At 69.8% G+C, this 15,383-nt stretch carries 15 protein-coding genes; 9 read left to right on the forward strand and 6 right to left on the reverse strand.

Annotated elements, in window-relative coordinates; all coding sequences use genetic code 11:
• Nucleotides 1–332 precede the first annotated feature (332 nt).
• A complete protein-coding gene (locus tag J7357_RS06480) occupies nt 333–626 on the forward strand; it encodes a DUF2782 domain-containing protein (RefSeq protein WP_017910345.1) in 294 nt (97 codons plus the stop codon).
• Nucleotides 627–672: 46 nt separating this feature from the next.
• On the opposite strand, the gene J7357_RS06485 is transcribed toward J7357_RS06480, so the two are convergent.
• From J7357_RS06485 to J7357_RS06500, 4 genes are all read right to left on the reverse strand, one after another.
• Nucleotides 673–1,095 carry a hypothetical protein gene (locus J7357_RS06485; RefSeq protein WP_209245473.1) on the reverse strand — a complete coding sequence of 141 codons (423 nt, stop codon included), beginning with the start codon at nt 1,093–1,095 and terminating at the stop codon, nt 673–675.
• A 55-nt stretch (nt 1,096–1,150) separates the two neighbouring features.
• Nucleotides 1,151–1,846, reverse strand: coding sequence for a hypothetical protein (locus J7357_RS06490; RefSeq protein WP_244667327.1), 696 nt, complete (start codon nt 1,844–1,846; stop codon nt 1,151–1,153).
• Nucleotides 1,847–2,351: 505 nt separating this feature from the next.
• Complete coding sequence (locus tag J7357_RS06495; RefSeq protein ID WP_209245474.1) at nt 2,352–2,798, reverse strand: universal stress protein; 447 nt, start codon at nt 2,796–2,798, stop codon at nt 2,352–2,354.
• 85 nt (nt 2,799–2,883) lie between these two features.
• Nucleotides 2,884–3,444, reverse strand: coding sequence for a sugar O-acetyltransferase (locus tag J7357_RS06500; protein WP_209245475.1), 561 nt, complete (start codon nt 3,442–3,444; stop codon nt 2,884–2,886).
• Nucleotides 3,445–3,666: 222 nt separating this feature from the next.
• Here J7357_RS06500 and J7357_RS06505 point away from each other — a divergent pair, with 222 nt between their 5' ends.
• From J7357_RS06505 to J7357_RS06535, 7 genes are all read left to right on the forward strand, one after another.
• Nucleotides 3,667–3,963: a hypothetical protein gene (locus J7357_RS06505; protein WP_244667328.1), complete on the forward strand. Its 297-nt coding sequence runs from the start codon at nt 3,667–3,669 to the stop codon at nt 3,961–3,963.
• 291 nt (nt 3,964–4,254) lie between these two features.
• On the forward strand, nt 4,255–6,192 hold the full coding sequence (locus tag J7357_RS06510; protein WP_209245476.1) for a M61 family metallopeptidase: 1,938 nt from the start codon (nt 4,255–4,257) through the stop codon (nt 6,190–6,192).
• A 118-nt stretch (nt 6,193–6,310) separates the two neighbouring features.
• Entirely contained in the window at nt 6,311–7,051 is a 741-nt protein-coding gene (locus J7357_RS06515; protein WP_209245477.1) for an endonuclease/exonuclease/phosphatase family protein, read from the forward strand.
• Nucleotides 7,048–8,253, forward strand: coding sequence for a cardiolipin synthase ClsB (clsB, locus tag J7357_RS06520; protein WP_209245478.1), 1,206 nt, complete (start codon nt 7,048–7,050; stop codon nt 8,251–8,253). The genes J7357_RS06515 and clsB overlap by 4 nt, the downstream gene beginning before the upstream one ends.
• A complete protein-coding gene (locus J7357_RS06525; RefSeq protein WP_244667330.1) occupies nt 8,250–9,185 on the forward strand; it encodes a UPF0104 family protein in 936 nt (311 codons plus the stop codon). The genes clsB and J7357_RS06525 overlap by 4 nt, the downstream gene beginning before the upstream one ends.
• A 215-nt stretch (nt 9,186–9,400) precedes the next feature.
• Complete coding sequence (locus J7357_RS06530) at nt 9,401–9,907, forward strand: hypothetical protein (protein ID WP_209245480.1); 507 nt, start codon at nt 9,401–9,403, stop codon at nt 9,905–9,907.
• 54 nt (nt 9,908–9,961) lie between these two features.
• Nucleotides 9,962–10,507, forward strand: a complete 546-nt coding sequence (locus J7357_RS06535) for a hypothetical protein (protein WP_209245481.1) — start codon at nt 9,962–9,964, stop codon at nt 10,505–10,507.
• A 36-nt stretch (nt 10,508–10,543) separates the two neighbouring features.
• Here the strand turns inward: J7357_RS06535 and uvrD are convergent, their stop codons facing one another.
• On the reverse strand, nt 10,544–12,745 hold the full coding sequence (uvrD, locus tag J7357_RS06540) for a DNA helicase II (RefSeq protein ID WP_209245482.1): 2,202 nt from the start codon (nt 12,743–12,745) through the stop codon (nt 10,544–10,546).
• A 70-nt stretch (nt 12,746–12,815) separates the two neighbouring features.
• Nucleotides 12,816–13,697: a LysR substrate-binding domain-containing protein gene (locus J7357_RS06545; RefSeq protein ID WP_209245483.1), complete on the reverse strand. Its 882-nt coding sequence runs from the start codon at nt 13,695–13,697 to the stop codon at nt 12,816–12,818.
• A gap of 115 nt (nt 13,698–13,812) precedes the next feature.
• Here J7357_RS06545 and J7357_RS06550 point away from each other — a divergent pair, with 115 nt between their 5' ends.
• Nucleotides 13,813–15,342 (forward strand): MFS transporter, encoded by a 1,530-nt coding sequence (locus J7357_RS06550; protein WP_209245484.1) that lies wholly within the window; start codon nt 13,813–13,815, stop codon nt 15,340–15,342.
• Nucleotides 15,343–15,383: the final 41 nt, after the last annotated feature.

Genomic DNA, 15,383 nt, shown 5'->3' on the forward strand with positions numbered 1-15,383 from the left:
ACTTGCTCCACGAGGCTGCGCCCATACCCTCATCCGCCCCTGCGGGGCACCTTCTCCCGAGGGGAGAAGGGAGAGCCAAAGCCCCTCTCCCATCGGGAGAGGGGTTGGGGTGAGGGTCCGGCGCGAAGCGACGCGCTGACTTGCTCCACGAGGCTGCGCCCGGACCCTCATCCGCCCCTGCGGGGCACCTTCTCCCGGTGGGAGAAGGGAGCAGCGCGAGCCCCTCTCCCGTCGGAGAGGGGTTGGGGTGAGGGTGCGGTCACCATTCGCACACCGCACGCAGACACTCGGCGCATACTCTGCGCCATGTCCTGCCTGTGGAGTACACCGCAATGAAAGCCCTGATCCTCGTTCCGCTGTTGCTGCTGGCGGGCTGCGCCTCGACCGGCCTGGGCCCGGACGGTGCACCGATGGACGTGCGCGGCGCGGAAACGACCCAGCGCAAGATGGACAACGGCGATACCGTCGACGAATACCGCGTGGGTGGTCAGCTGCGCATGGTCAAGGTGACCCCGGCGCGCGGCCCGGCCTACTACCTGTACGACCGCAACGGTGACGGCCACATGGAAGTGGACGGCAGCAAGGACAATGTCTCGCCGGTGTACTGGAAGCTCTACAGCTGGTGATTCACGCCGCGACGGCGCGGCATCGCCAGCACGTTCGCCGGCCCGGTCAGGGATCGAGCCGGCAATAGGCGCCCGGGGTGTATCCGAAGCTATCGCTCATCGCCTGACGGAACTGGGCGAAAGTGAAGTCGGTATCCACCCGCATCAGCACGCCGGCATAGGCGCCGCCGGTGCTGCCGCTGCCGGTGCCCCACTGCACCTGCCAGGTCGCATACGCGTTACCCCCGTGGCTCTGCTTCTTCTGCAGATCCACGCGCAGGCCTTTGACCAGTTCCATGTCAGGAATCACGCCTTCGCTGTTGGCGTAGTTCGCCGGGATTCGAATCACCGTCGTATCGTTGACCTTGTTGCGCGATACGCCGACATAGTTGGCGATCTTCGTCGCGAGGTATTCGTCGAGCACATGCGTGCGGATCTTTTTGGTGGCAGTGCTGAACGTGCCGGTGCCATTGTTGGTGTAGGTGGCCATGGAAAACGTCCTTTGGGGTTGGTGGATGCCCGGATGGGCGCAGGCGCTGGACCGGTCAGAGTTGGTGCAGGCGATGAATGAACGCGTCGCGGTCCTGCATGGGCTGATCTGTGGCGATCAGCGGCTTGCCCTGCCAGGTCGCCGAGCGCACATGGGCTAGGGTCGCCTTGGCATCGCCGAGGTCGTCGGCATCCAGGCCACCGACGCTTGCAGTCAACTGCGCATGACGGAGCAGCACTCGGTCGCGCATCAGGTAAACCACTTGGCTGGACGACGCCGTGGTCACCTCGGCTAGCGCGGTCTCGGTCTGCTGCACTAGTGCCGGCAGCCGGTGCGAGGCCAGCAGTTCGTTGCGAGTGGTGGTGCAGATGCACGACCAGCCGGCGAACACGCCGTTCTCGGTGAGCAATGGAGCCAGTTGCGGCAGCGAGGCCAGTGAGAAGCAGGTATCGACGACCAGTGCCGGCGTGCGAATGCCGATGGCGACAAGATCCGCAATGAAGCCCTGAAAGACATCGGCCTTATCACAGCCGTTGAACTGGCGCGGTATGCCTTTACCGTCGACATCACCGTGGCCGCCGCCAATCCATACCATGTCGTACTGCAGCTGCGGGGGGCCTTGCTCGGTGCGCGGCAAGGCGGCGACGATCCGGTCGTGATCGAGTAGCGTCTTGCCCGGGTGTTGGATGGCATGCACGCCCTTGGGGAAGCGATTAGCCAGATGCGGCGGGTGAAACGCGAGAATGGACATGGGCGGGATCCGTTGGCATGGAGGGACGATGCCCACGCGGCGTACCGCAGGCTCGCGCACCGGTATGACATCGGCGTCCAGCATCGGCGGCGTCGACCGTGCCGCCCATCGGCAAATTGCTGACATCGGCCTGCCTCGCGGCGGAGAGTGGCGCACAACCTGGCGATGCTCTTACGCAGTCCGTGCCAGGGTCTTGCACGGGGCGCTGCATGGCCGTGTAGAGCGTGAGCAGATCAACCGCGCCGTAGTGCTCGATCCGCACGCACGACACCCTGCGTCATGCATGGCTCCCGCCGCCGCCGACAGCCGTGGGGGGGGGCGTGCCTGACGCCACGGTCGTACGGTCCGGCTTGGCGCTACCAGCCTGACAATTCCCAGCCAGGGACTGCGCGCGCTACCGCGATACGACAGACGCGCGTGCACCAACGCCAGCCGGTACGTGGACGCTATCCGGAACGACCGCCTGCCGCGGCGTAAGACGGTGTGGCTCGCGCCCGCGTGGACGTCAGCGGATCACCAGCACCGGGATCTGGCTGTTGGCGAGCACTTCCGCCGTCTGGCTGCCGAGCAGGACCCGGCTCATGCCGCGGCGGCCGTGCGAGGTCATCACGATCAGGTCGCTGTTGCAGGCCACGGCCATGTCGATGATGCCCTCGGCGGCGTAGCGGTCGAGCACGTGACGGCCGTGCGCGGTCACCCCGGTCGCTTCGGCGGCGGCCAGGGCCGGCGCCAGGATCTTCTGCGCGCCGGCTTCGCGGTCCTGGCGGTATTCGGGGCTGGCCTCGTAGCCGACGCTCCAGCCCATCGCGTCGTACATGCCCATCGCCCACGGCTCGGACACGGTGACGATATCCACGTCCGCGCCGAGCGCGGCGGCCAGCGCCAGGCCCTGTTGCAGGCCCTTGGCGGACAACTCGGAACCATCGATGGCGATCAGGATGCGCTTGTACATGGCGGTGCTCCGGTAACGCCGCGCGTGGCGGCCAGGAAAGCATTGCACACCCGCTGGGCAGCGCCCGCCTTGACCCGGATCAAATTCAGTCGCTGTGCGGCTTCAGCGGCCGTGCCGGATTGCCGGCCACGCGCGCGCCAGCCGGCACATCGCGGGTGACCACGCTGCCGGCGCCGATCACCGCGTCGTCGCCGATGGTCACGCCCGGCAACACGATCGCGCCGCCGCCGATCCAGACGTTGCGCCCGATCATGACCGGCCGCCCCAGTTCCAGCCCTTCGGCGCGCTGCGCGGCCTCGCGCGGATGATCGGCGGCGTACAGCTGCACCGCCGGCCCGATCTGGGTGCCGGCGCCGATGTGCACCGGCGCCACGTCGAGGATCACGCAGTTGAAGTTGAGGAACACGTCCTCGCCCAGGTGGATGTTGTAGCCGTAGTCGCAATGGAACGGCGCCCGCACCACCGCGCCGCGTCCCACCGAACCCAGTCCTTCGACCAGCAGCGCGTGCCGCCGCGCCGGCGGCTCGGCCAGCGCCGCGTTGTAGCGCCGCATCCAGGCGCTTGCAGCGTCCTGCTCGGCCTGCAATTGCGCGTCGTTTGGGCGATACGCCTCGCCGGCCAGCATCTTCTCTTTTTCGCTTCGCATCCTTGCCCTCCCAGGCAGTGGTCGAACGGGAATGATCGCATCGCGCTGCGTCACGGCGCGTGTCCCCTGCCGGCGACGCGCAGGCGGCAGCCACGGCGACGTCGTGACCCATAGACCACGCCGCATTCACCGTCCAGCAACGCCCACGCGTCCGATCATCGAACGCCCGCGCCGGCACATTCCAGCCTGCGTGGACTCTCTCCCAGACAAAGGCGGTGCGCGATGTCCGAACGTGTGGAAGCAGGTCAGATGGTATTCGTCGCCGATGGTGAAGTCGGTGTAGGTGCGGTACGCGAGGTCCGTGACGGCGGCGCAACGTTCGTCGTCAACATCGAAAATGGCGGCGACTTCGTGGTGCCGTCGAGCGCGGTACGCGACGTGCATTTCGGCAAGGTGATCCTGGCGGTGGAGCGGCTGCCAGAGCCGCTGCGTGAGGCGTTGCGGCATCCGCATGATGCGGAGCTGCCAACCTTGACCTATGCCGCCAGCGATCCGAGCGACGGGGCGCTGAAGGACTGAGGCGGCACACTTCCAGCTGCAACACCGAAGCTGCGATGCAGCCGGAGTCCGGGGGTTGCGCACTTGGCGGCCGTCCACAGCGGGACAGCGCTGGACGACCAACGCTGTCGCCAGGCGCTGGAGGGATACCGCTGTCGCGCGGCCTTCCCGGGATCACAGCCCGGGAGCCGTGGCACCGGGATGAACGGCATTGCCTGGCACCTGCGTGACCAGGCCGGGCAAGTGCGCCGGCGACGGCGGCAGGTGCTAACGTTCCGCGCTTCGCATCCCATCCCGCTCCCGGAGCCGCGCATGTCCGCCACCGCTTTTCCCGTCTCCCGTCGCGCCCGCCGGGCGCTGGTCCTCGGCATCGGTCTTGCGCTCGCCAGCGCCGCGCAGGCGCAGGTGGTGCGCGCGCCCGACGTGCCGGCACCGCAGGACACGCCCTATCCCGGCACGCTGACCCTGCAGGTGGACGCCGGCGACGTGCGTCAAGGCATTTACCGGGTACACGAGACCATCCCAGTCAGCGCCGGGCGGCTGACCCTGCAGTACCCGCAGTGGATTCCAGGCGACCATTCGCCGGGCGGGCCGGTGGCGATGCTGGCCGGCCTCACCCTCACCGCCAACGGCAAGCCGCTGCCGTGGCGCCGCGACACCTTCGACGTGTACAGCTTCCACGTCGACGTGCCGCAGGGCGTGAGCACGATCGACGCCAGCTTCCAGTACCTGTCGCCGCGCGACGACGGTTTCGAGATGACCGACAAGATGCTGCAATTGGAGTGGAACAAGGTCGCGCTGTACCCGGCCGGCCACGACACCCGCGGCATCACCGTGGCGCCGAGCGTGACCCTGCCGGCCGGCTGGGAATTCGGCACCGCGCTGGAGACCGCCAGCCGCAACGGCGCCACCACCACCTTCAAGCCGGTGGACTTCACCACCCTGGTCGACTCGCCGATCTATGCCGGGCGCTACTTCAAGCGCGTGGACCTGACCCCGGCCGGCGGCGCGCCGGTGCATCTGGACGTGGTCGCCGACGCGCCGCGGTTCCTGGACATCAGCGCCGAGCAGCTGCAGGCGCACCGCAATCTGCCGGTGCAGGCGATCAAGCTGTTCGGCTCGCACCACTACGCGCATTACGACTTCCTGTTCTCGCTGTCGGACGTGCTGGGCGGCAACGGCCTGGAGCATCACCAGTCCAGCGAGAACGGACTGGCTGCCGACTACTTCAGCGCCTGGGACGAAAACGCGCCGGACCGCGACCTGCTGGCGCACGAGTACACGCACTCCTGGAACGGCAAGTTCCGGCGCCCGGCCGACCTGTGGACGCCGACCTTCAACGTGCCGATGGGCGACTCGCTGCTATGGGTCTACGAGGGCCAGACCCAGTACTGGGGCTATGTGCTGACCGCGCGCGCCGGGATGTGGACACCGCAACAGTTCCGCGATGCGCTGGCGATGACCGCGGCCAACTACGACCGCAACCGCGCCGGCTTCCGCTGGCGCTCGCTGGAGGACACCACCAACGACCCCACCGCCGCGCACCGGTCCCCGCTGCCCTACCGCAGCTGGCAGATGAGCGAGGACTACTACAGCGGCGGGCAGATGGTGTGGCTGGCGGTGGACGCCAAGCTGCGCGCGATGAGCGGCGGGCGCAAGTCGCTGGACGACGTGGCCAAGGCGTTCTTCGGCATCGACGACGGCAGTTTCGCGGTCAAGACCTACACCTTCGACGACGTCGTCGCCGCGCTCGACGGCGTGGTCCACTACGACTGGGCCGACTACATCAACCGCCGCGTCTACCAGGTGGACCCGCCGCTGCTGGAAGGCCTGCAGGCCAGCGGCTGGAAGCTGGTGTACACCGACCAGCCCAGCGCATTCGAAAAGCAGTACGACGGCCGCCACCAGTCGGCGCGGCACCGCTACAACTTTGCCTGGTCGATCGGCCTGGTGATGAACGACGACGCCAGCATCAACGACGTGCTGTGGGACGGCCCGGCGTTCAAGGCCGGGGTCAGCAGCGGCGCCACGGTGCTGGCGGTCAACGGCCAGGACTACTCGCGCGACACGCTCAAGCAGGCCATCGCCGACGCCAAGGGCGGCAGCGCGCCGATCGTGCTGACGCTCAAGTACCAAGGCGGCGTGCGCGACGTGCCGGTGAACTATCACGACGGCCTGCAGTATCCGCACCTGGTGCGGGTCGAGGGCACGCCGGACTACCTGAGCAAGATCATCGCTGCACGGCGCTGAGCCGACACCGCCGCCGCTGCCGGCAATGCAGCGGCGGCAAATGCGCGACGCGACACCGTCACGCGCCGCACGCGGACGCTGACGACAATGGCAGCCGTAACGTCCGTCCTGCCCCGGCATGCCTGCGATCGAGTTGCTGACCATCAATGCGCACATGGGCTTCAGCGTGCTGAAGCAGCGCTTCATGCTGCCGGAACTGCGCGCGGCGATCCGCGCCCTGCCCGCGGACCTGGTGTTCCTGCAGGAAGTGCTGGGCGAACACCAGCTGCATGCCGGTCGCCACGCCGACTGGCCGGCGCAGAGCCAGTACGAATTCCTCGCCGATGCGCTGTGGCCGCAGTTCGCCTACGGCCGCAATGCGGTGTATCCGCATGGGCACCACGGCAACGCGCTGCTGTCGCGCTTTCCGATCGCCTCCTTCGTCAACCGCGACGTCTCCATCGCCGGCCACGAGCACCGCGGGCTGCTGCATGCGGTGCTGGAGATCCCCGGGCATGCCGTGGCGCTGCATGCGATCTGCGTGCACCTGGGCCTGCGCGAGGCGCACCGGCGTCGGCAGATCGGCCTGCTCGGCGCGCTGATCGCCGAACTGCCGGCGCAGGCGCCGCTGATCGTCGCCGGCGACTTCAACGACTGGCGCCAGCATGGGCATCCGCTGCTGCAGCGGCACGGCCTGACCGAGGCCTTCGCGCAGCTGCATGGACGCGTGGCGCGCAGCTTCCCGGCGCGCTGGCCGCTGTTGCCGCTGGACCGCATCTATGTGCGCAACGTGCGCATCGAGGCCGCGCGGGTGCTGACCGGCCGGCCATGGTCGCACCTGTCCGACCACGCCCCGCTGCATGCCAGGATCGTGCTGTGAAGCGGGCGGCGGACCGCGACACGCGCTGGCGCCAGGGCCATCGCCTGCAGTTGCTGGAGAACGGCGATGCGTACTTCCCGCGCGCCTTCGCCGCGATCGACGCGGCCCGGCACGAGGTGTTGCTGGAGACCTTCATCTGGTTCGAGGACAAGGTCGGCCTGGCGTTGAAGGACCACCTGGTCGCCGCTGCGCGCCGCGGCGTGCGCGTGCACCTGCTGGTGGACGCGTTCGGCTCGCCGGATCTCTCGCCCGGCTTCGTGCGCGAACTGACCGAGGCCGGCGCCGAGCTGCGCCTGTTCGACCAGCAGCCGACCCTGCTCGGCGTGCGCCTGAACGTGTTCCGACGCATGCACCGCAAGCTGCTGGTGGTGGACGGGCGAATCGGCATGATCGGCGGCATCAACTGGTCGGCCGATCACCTGGCCGATTTCGGCCCGGAGGCGAAACAGGACTACGCGGTGGAGGTACAAGGCCCGGTGGTAGCGGACATGGTCGCGTTCGTGCGCCGGACCCTGGCCACCCACGGCACCGGCGCGGGGTGGGCGCCGCAGGAGAACGTCGATGTGCCGCCCGCCGGCGCGGCCGAGGTGTGCTTCCTGCCGCGCGACAACGCCGGTCGTTCCCGCAGCATCGAACGCGCCTACCGGCAGGCATTCCGCAATGCACGGCAGGAGATCGTGCTTGCCAACGCCTACTTCTTCCCCGGCTACGGCTTCCTGCGCGACCTGTGCGCCGCTGCGCGCCGCGGGGTGGCGGTGAAGCTGATCTTCCAGGGGCAACCGGACACGCCGCTGGCGCTGTTCGCCGCACGCGCGCTGTACCGGCATCTGGTCGATGCCGGCGTGCAGATCTTCGAATACTGCGAGCGCCCGTTCCACGGCAAGGTCGCGGTGATCGACGGTCACTGGAGCACGGTGGGATCGAGCAACCTGGATCCGCTGAGCCTGGCGCTGAACCTGGAAGCCAACCTGGTGATCCGCGATGCCGCCTTTGCGCGCGACCTGCACGGGCGCCTGCAACGGCTGATGCAACGGCACTGCCGCGAGGTGGTGCCGGCGCAGGTGCCGCGCGGGTGCTTCTGGCAACCGCTGCTGCGGCCGCTGCTGTTCCACCTGCTGCGCAACGTGCCGCAGTGGGCCAGCCGACTGCCCAAGCGCACGCCGCGCACCGCGGTGCTGCGGCGCAGGCGGCACGCGCCATGAGCCGACCGCGCAAACGCTGGCGCGTGCTGCGTCGTTTCGCCTACCTGGCCTTCCTGGCGCTGGTGGCGGTCCTGCTGGTACGTGCGGCGCGCACGGTGGACTGGGCACAAGTCGGCACCACTCTCGCCGGTTACGGTGCCGGCACCCTGGTCGCCGCGACCGGGGTGACCCTGGCCAGTTACCTGCTGTATGCCGGCTACGATCTGGCCGCGCGACGCTACGCCGCGCATGCGGTGCCGGCGCCGCGGGTCATGGCGATCGCCGACATCGCCTACGCGTTCAGCCTGAATGTCGGCGCGCTGATCGGCGGCACTGCCCTGCGCTATCGCCTGTACGGACGCGCCGGGTTGGGCCTGGCGACGATCAGCCGCGTGGTCGGCTTCGCCATCGCCACCAACTGGGTGGGCTATCTGCTGCTGACCGGCATACTGCTGGTCAGTGGGCGCCTGCGCATGCCGGCACAGTGGCCGCTGAGCGGCGCGACACTGCCCTGGATCGGCGCCGCGATGCTGGCCGCGGTGCTGGCGTATCTGATCGCCTGCCAGCGCGCGCATGGCCGCACGCTGCAGGTGCGCGGCCATGTCCTGCACCTGCCGCCGTTGCCGCTGGCGCTGCTGCAACTCGGCCTGGGCACCGGCAACTGGGCGCTGATGGGCGCCCTGCTGTACGTGCTGATGCCGGCCGGCGTGGCCTACCTCTCGGTGCTCGGCGCACTGCTGGCGGCGGCCGTGGCCACCGCCATCGCCCACGTGCCGGCCGGCATCGGCGTGCTGGAAGCGGTGGTGCTGCCGCTGTTGGGATCGCAGGCGCCGCAAGCGGAACTGCTGGCGGCATTGCTGGCCTATCGCGCCTTCTACTACCTTGGCCCGCTGCTGCTGGCCTGTGCCGGCTATGCGCTGCTGGAGGCGCGGCGACGGCGTGGCGTGGGCTGAGCGAGGCCGTGTGCGCGGCGGATCCAGACCCTTGACCACCGTACTTGTTGCGATACGCCCCCGGTGCTAGCGTCGCAGCGCACGCGTCCTGGAGCAGGACGGTCATGCCGCCGCACGGATGCGCTCTTCGGCACCCCGGCACGGTTGACCGAGCGAACGCGCGCAGCGCACAGCATTGGCTGTCCTCATTGCTGCACACCATCCCGGGAGGTCGCATGAAACTGCTGTTCGCCGTCGCGCTCGCGACGCTGCTGTCGCCGTGTCTGTCCGCATCCGCCGCACCCGTTGCGCCCTCGCCCCTGCTCGGCAACTGGGCCGTGGACGTGGCGCGCCTGGATCGGGCACCCCAGGACCGGCCCAAGGCCGTCACCCTGCGCTTCAGCGAGGCGGGCAAGGGCAAGTGGGCGGTCAAGGTCGACATTGCCGAACAGGGCGGCGGCACCATGCATGCCGAAGGCGTCGCCGCGCTCGATGGCCGCGCCACGCCGGTGAAGAACAACTTCGAGGCCGATGTCTTCGCCCTGCAGATGCCCGCGCCCAACGTGCTGGTGATGATGCTGTCCAAGGACAGGAGCGTGGCCTCGACCCGCATCTACACCGTCGCCGCGGACGGCCGCTCGATGACCGAGACCGTGTGCGCATTCGCGCCGGACGGCACGCCGACGATGCGCACCAACTACTTCACCCGCGTCGCGGCATCCTCCGCGCCGTCGCCACGCTGACGCATGCGCCTGATAGCGCGGTGCTCGCGCAGATCGAGACACGAGCTGCGCCGGATGGCGGCTGCGGCCATCTGCATAGGTCTGCTCGGCGGCTGCGGCGCAGCGGGATCACCATCGCATCCCTCGCGCAGCGAACCGCCGCGGGTCTGGATCGGCATGCCGTGTTCGGCAACGACACAGCAGCAGGATCGGCATCTGCTCGTATCGCCTGCCGACGATGCGAGAATCTGCGTGGATAGCGGTGCAGCGCGCCTGGACTACCGCCCGGATGCGCTGCGCATCATCGTTTACCGCAATGAGGTCGCCGCAGTGCTGTTGCAGTGCGCATCGGCGCAACAGGCGGCGACGTTCTTTCGCGAAAACCAGGGCAAACGCGCAATTCTGGTCGTGGGTGACATTGCCATCAATGAGCCTCACGTGTCATTGCCCACGATGGGGTGCGGGTGGCTATCCGCCAGCGACCTGCAGGACGCCATCACCCAATGCGAGCGCATCGCCAGCGCCTGGTCACGGCCGGCGCAGCGCTGCTGGACCCTGTGCGATCAGGCCGGAAACGCGGGCAATGACGGCATCTGCATCGCGCGCAAGCGCACGCCCTGATCGCGAGGCGGCACGAGGTCCGCCTGCTGCCGCCACTCACAACACCGTCAGATTGGCGTACGCCATCACCAGCCACTTGGCGCCGGCCTCGTCGAACTGCACTTGCACGCGGGCGTGGGCGCCGCTGCCTTCGTAGTCGATGACCACGCCGCCGCCGAACTTGGGGTGCTGCACGTTGGCGCCGAGCTTGATCGCCGGGGCCTCGATCACGCTGTGCCCCAGGCTGCGCGGCGCGCCCAGCGAGGCGCTGCGCGAGACCTGCACCTTCGGCCGCACTTCGTGCAACAGTTCGCGCGGGATCTCGCGCAGGAAGCGCGAGGGCACGTTGTAGTTGTCCTGGCCGTGGATGCGCCGCGACTCGGCGTAGCTCAGCACCAGCTTGTGGCGGGCGCGGGTGATGCCGACGTAGGCCAGGCGACGCTCTTCCTCCAGGCGCCCGCTCTCTTCCAGCGAACGCGCACTGGGGAACAGGCCGTCTTCCATGCCGGCCAGGAACACGATCGGGAATTCCAGTCCCTTGGCCGAGTGCAGGGTCATCAACTGCACGCCTTCTTCGCCGGCCTGGGCCTGGCCTTCGCCGGCCTCCAGCGAGGCGTAGGCCAGGAACGCGACCAGCTCGGTCATCGCCTGGCGGCCTTCGTCGGCGTCCTCGTCGCCGTCGGCGCGCACGAAGCGCGAGGCCACCGAGACCAGTTCGTCGAGGTTGTCGGTGCGCGATTCCGAATCCAGCCCGCCGCGGCTCTCCTTGCCCCAGTGCTCGCGCAGGGTGGAGCGCGCCAGCACCTGGTCGATCTGTTCGGGCAGCGGCAGCCCGGCCACGTCCAGGGCCAGTTGCTCGATCAGGCCGAGGAACAGGCCCAGCGCGTTGCGCGCACGCGCGGCCAGCTCACCGCCCTGCTGCGCGGCCTGTCGCGCCGCCGCCCACAGCGACAGCGACTGCGCGCGCGCCAAACGCCGCACTTCGTCCAGGGTGCGGTCGCCGATGCCGCGCGGCGGGGTGTTGACCGCGCGCTCGAACGCCGCATCGTCGGCGCGGTTGGCGACCAGGCGCAGGTAGGCCAGGGTGTCCTTGATTTCGGCGCGCTCGAAGAAGCGCATGCCGCCGTAGACCCGGTACGGCACCTGTTCGGCGATCAGCGCCTCTTCGAACGCACGCGACTGCGCGTTGCTGCGGTAGAGCACCGCCGCCTCGCTGTAGCTGCCGCCGTCGCGCACCCATTGGCGCACGCGCTCGACCACGTAACGCGCCTCGTCCACCTCGTTGTAGGCGGCGTACAGGTCGATCGGCTCGCCGTCGCCCGAATCGGTCCACAGCTGCTTGCCGATGCGGTCGGGGTTGTGCGCGATCACCGCGTTGGCGGCGTTGAGGATGTTGGCGCTGGAACGGTAGTTCTGCTCCAGGCGGATGGTCTGCGCGCTGGGGAAATCGGTGAGGAAGCGCTGCACGTTCTCGACCTTGGCGCCGCGCCAGCCGTAGATCGCCTGGTCGTCGTCGCCGACCACGAACACGTGGCCGCTGTCGCCGGCGAGCACGCGCACGAAGGCGTACTGGATGGCGTTGGTGTCCTGGAATTCGTCGACCAGGATCTCGCCGAAGCGGGCGCGGTAGTGCGCCAGCAGCGCCGGGGTGTCGCGCAGCAGTTCGTGCGCGCGCAGCAGCAGTTCGGCGAAGTCGACCAGGCCGGCGCGGTCGCAGCGCTCCTGGTACAGCGCGTAGGCGTTGCGCAGGGTGGTGACCCACTCGTCGCGCGGTTCCGGCTGGATGTGCTGGGCGCGGCGGCCCTCGTCCTTCTGCTGGTTGATCCACCACACGATCTGCTTGGGTGGGTACTTGCCCTCGTCCAGCTCCAGCTGCTGCACCACGCGCTTGACCAGCCGCAGCTGATCGTCGGCGTCTAGCACCTGGAAGCTCTCCGGCAGCTTCGCGTCCTGCCAGTGCAGGCGCAGCAGGCGGTGCGCCAGGCCGTGGAAGGTGCCGATCCACATGCCGCGGCTGCCGTTGCGCAGCTGCAGGTCGGCCCGGTGGCGCATCTCGCCCGCGGCCTTGTTGGTGAAGGTGACCGCCAGGATCCCGTGCACCGGCACGCCATGCACCTGGTGCAACCAGGCGATGCGATGGGTGAGCACGCGCGTCTTGCCGGAGCCGGCGCCGGCCAGGACCAGGTAGTGGCCGGGCGCTGCGGAAACGGCCTCGCGCTGGGCGGGGTTCAGATCGTCGAGCAAATGAGAGACATCCACCCGCGCATTTTAGCCGGTGCGGCGGCGCAGCGGCTGCGACAGTGCGCGTCGCCCGGCACACGACGTGGCGTCAATCGGTGCGGAACAGCCGTTCGGCGAGGAAATCCACGAACACGCGCAGCTTCGGCGACAGTTGCCGGCGCGACGGCCACACCACGAAGAACGCGCCGCCGTCGGCCATGTGCGCGTCCAGCACCGGCTGCAGGCGGCCGTCGGCCAACGCGTCCTGCGCCAGGAACGCCGGCATGCAGGCGATGCCCAGGCCGGCGATCGCCGCGGCGCGCACCGCTTCCATGTTGTTGCAGGTGAGCACCGCCGGCGGCAGCGGCGCCGGTTCGGCCAACGGCCAATCCTGCGGCTTGCCGGTATCGGGAACGCGGAACAGCACGCCATCGTGCGCGACCAGCTCCGCCGGGGTCTGCGGCACGCCGCGGCGGCGCAGGTAGTGCGGCGCCGCGCACAGGCAGAAACGGAACGGCCCCAGGCGCCGCGCCAGCAGCCGCGAGTCGGCCTGCACGCCGCTGCGGATCACCGCGTCCAGGCCGTGTTCGAGCAGGTCGACCACGCGGTCGTCGAACTCCAGGTCCAGCTCCACGTCCGGATAGCGCTGGCGGAATTCGGGCAGCAGCGGCACCAGGAAGCGGTAGCCGATGGTCGGCAGGCCGACCCGCAGCCGCCCGCGCGGCGCCTGCCGGGTCTGCGCCAGCGCCTCCTCGGCCTCGCGCAGGTCGGCCAGCACGCGTTGGCAATGCTCCAGGAACAGCGCGCCCTCGGCGGTCAGCGCGATGCGCCGGGTGGTCCGCTGCAGCAGGCGCACGCCGAGCGCGCGCTCCAGCACGGCCACGCTCTTGCCCACCGCCGAGGCCGAGATGCCGAGCACGCGGCCGGCGCCGACGAAACTGCGCTGTTCGGCGGCACGGACGAAGGCGACGATGCCGGTGAGGCGGTCCATGCCGCGATATTAGAGCGTTCCATTCCGCAAAGCGCGGAGGAGCGGGTCCTTTTTCGCAGATTGCCGCCCCGGTATCTCTAGTGGCCTTTCGACACCCGCCGCCAGAGCCGCCTAGATGACCGCCGCTTCGCCTCCCGATTCCACTTTCCTGCCGCGCCGCGGCGCCGCCCTGGCCGCGGTATGCCTGGCCGCCCTGGCGCTGCCGCTGAACTTCTCCGGCGGCGCCGTCGCCACCCCGGCGATCGGCGCGGCCCTGGGCGGCAGCGCACTGGCCCTGGCCTGGATCACCAACGCCTTCATGCTCAGCTTCGGCAGCCTGCTGCTGGCTGCCGGTGCGCTCGCCGACCGGCATGGGCGGCGCCGGGTGTTCCTCGTCGGCCTGGCGCTGTTCGCCAGCGCCAGCCTGGGCGTCGCCGTGTCCGGCTCGGTCGCGGCGATCGACCTGTGGCGGGCGCTGCAGGGCGTCGGTGCCGCCGCCGCACTGGCCGCCGGCACCGCGGCGCTGGCGCAGCTATACATCGGCGCGGCGCGCACGCGCGCGTTCAGCCTGCTCGGCACCACCTTCGGCACCGGCCTGGCGTTCGGCCCGCTGGCCGCCGGCGCGCTGAGCGAACGGCTGGGCTGGCGTGCGATCTTCTTCGGCGTGGCCGCGGTCGCGGCGCTGGCGTGGGCCCTGGCCGCGCGCTGGCTGCCGGCCTCGCGCGACCCGGCCGCCGGTCCGCCCGACCGTGCCGGCGCGCTGTGTTTCAGCGCGGCGCTGGCGCTGTTCACCACCGGCCTGATCCAGGGGCCGCACAGCGGCTGGGGCAGCCCCGCGACACTGGCCCTGCTCGGTGCCGCCGCCCTGTTGCTGCTCGGCTTCGTGCGGATCGAACGGCGCCGCCGGCATCCGCTGTTGGACCTGAGCCTGTTTCGTTACCGGCGCTTCGTCGGCGTGCAGTTGCTGCCGGTCGCCACCTGCACCAGCTACGTTGTGCTGTTGGTGCTGCTGCCGCTGCGCATGATCGGCGTGGATGGCGCGCCCGCCGCCAGCGCGGGCCTGACGCTGCTGGCGCTGTCGGCGCCGATGCTGCTGGTGCCGAGCCTGGCCGCGGTGCTGGCGCAGCGCATCGCCCCAGCCTGGCTGTCCGCGGCCGGCTTGGCCGTGGCGGCGGTCGGCCTGTGCTGGCTGGGCGCGCGGCCACCGGCGCAGGCGCTGCCGGCATTGTTGTTGATCGGTGCCGGCACCGCCCTGCCCTGGGGCCTGATGGATGCGCTGTCGGTCAGCGTGGTGCCGACCGAACGTGCCGGCATGGCCGCCGGCCTGTTCGGCACCCTGCGCGTGGCCGGCGAAGGCATCGCCCTGGCCAGCGTGGCCGCCCTGCTCGCGGCCTTGGTGCACGCGCGGCTGGCCGCGGTCGCGCCGCTGCTGCCGCACGCGGCCCTGGCGGAGACCGCACAGCGGCTGGTCGCCGGCGATCTGTCCGCCTCCATGGCCGAGGGCGCGCTGTCCGCGACGCAACTGCGCTTGGCCTACGCGGCGGCCTTCGGCACGCTTAGCCGGGTGCTGGCGGCGATCACTGCACTGGCGGCGATCGCGATCTGCCTGTTGCTCGGGCGCACGCCGCAAGACGCGGTGGATGGGGCCTGTGAGACCCGCCTGTAGGAGCGGCAATGCTCGTCGCGGCTAGAAACGATGCAAAGGTC

It is taken from the genome of Xanthomonas sp. D-109, assembly GCF_017746095.1.
Lineage (GTDB): Bacteria > Pseudomonadota > Gammaproteobacteria > Xanthomonadales > Xanthomonadaceae > Xanthomonas_A > Xanthomonas_A sacchari.

What these genes read in the sequence shown, in the direction of transcription:
- J7357_RS06505 (WP_244667328.1), top strand. Translation starts at nt 3,667, where the DNA reads ATGTCCGAACGTGTGGAAGCAGGTCAGATGGTATTCGTCGCCGATGGT.
- J7357_RS06515 (WP_209245477.1), top strand. Translation starts at nt 6,311, where the DNA reads ATGCCTGCGATCGAGTTGCTGACCATCAATGCGCACATGGGCTTCAGC.
- J7357_RS06545 (WP_209245483.1), bottom strand. Translation starts at nt 13,697, where the DNA reads ATGGACCGCCTCACCGGCATCGTCGCCTTCGTCCGTGCCGCCGAACAG.
- J7357_RS06490 (WP_244667327.1), bottom strand. Translation starts at nt 1,846, where the DNA reads ATGTCCATTCTCGCGTTTCACCCGCCGCATCTGGCTAATCGCTTCCCC.
- J7357_RS06510 (WP_209245476.1), top strand. Translation starts at nt 4,255, where the DNA reads ATGTCCGCCACCGCTTTTCCCGTCTCCCGTCGCGCCCGCCGGGCGCTG.
- J7357_RS06530 (WP_209245480.1), top strand. Translation starts at nt 9,401, where the DNA reads ATGAAACTGCTGTTCGCCGTCGCGCTCGCGACGCTGCTGTCGCCGTGT.
- J7357_RS06500 (WP_209245475.1), bottom strand. Translation starts at nt 3,444, where the DNA reads ATGCGAAGCGAAAAAGAGAAGATGCTGGCCGGCGAGGCGTATCGCCCA.
- J7357_RS06525 (WP_244667330.1), top strand. Translation starts at nt 8,250, where the DNA reads ATGAGCCGACCGCGCAAACGCTGGCGCGTGCTGCGTCGTTTCGCCTAC.
- J7357_RS06485 (WP_209245473.1), bottom strand. Translation starts at nt 1,095, where the DNA reads ATGGCCACCTACACCAACAATGGCACCGGCACGTTCAGCACTGCCACC.
- J7357_RS06550 (WP_209245484.1), top strand. Translation starts at nt 13,813, where the DNA reads ATGACCGCCGCTTCGCCTCCCGATTCCACTTTCCTGCCGCGCCGCGGC.
- J7357_RS06535 (WP_209245481.1), top strand. Translation starts at nt 9,962, where the DNA reads ATGGCGGCTGCGGCCATCTGCATAGGTCTGCTCGGCGGCTGCGGCGCA.
- J7357_RS06480 (WP_017910345.1), top strand. Translation starts at nt 333, where the DNA reads ATGAAAGCCCTGATCCTCGTTCCGCTGTTGCTGCTGGCGGGCTGCGCC.
- J7357_RS06495 (WP_209245474.1), bottom strand. Translation starts at nt 2,798, where the DNA reads ATGTACAAGCGCATCCTGATCGCCATCGATGGTTCCGAGTTGTCCGCC.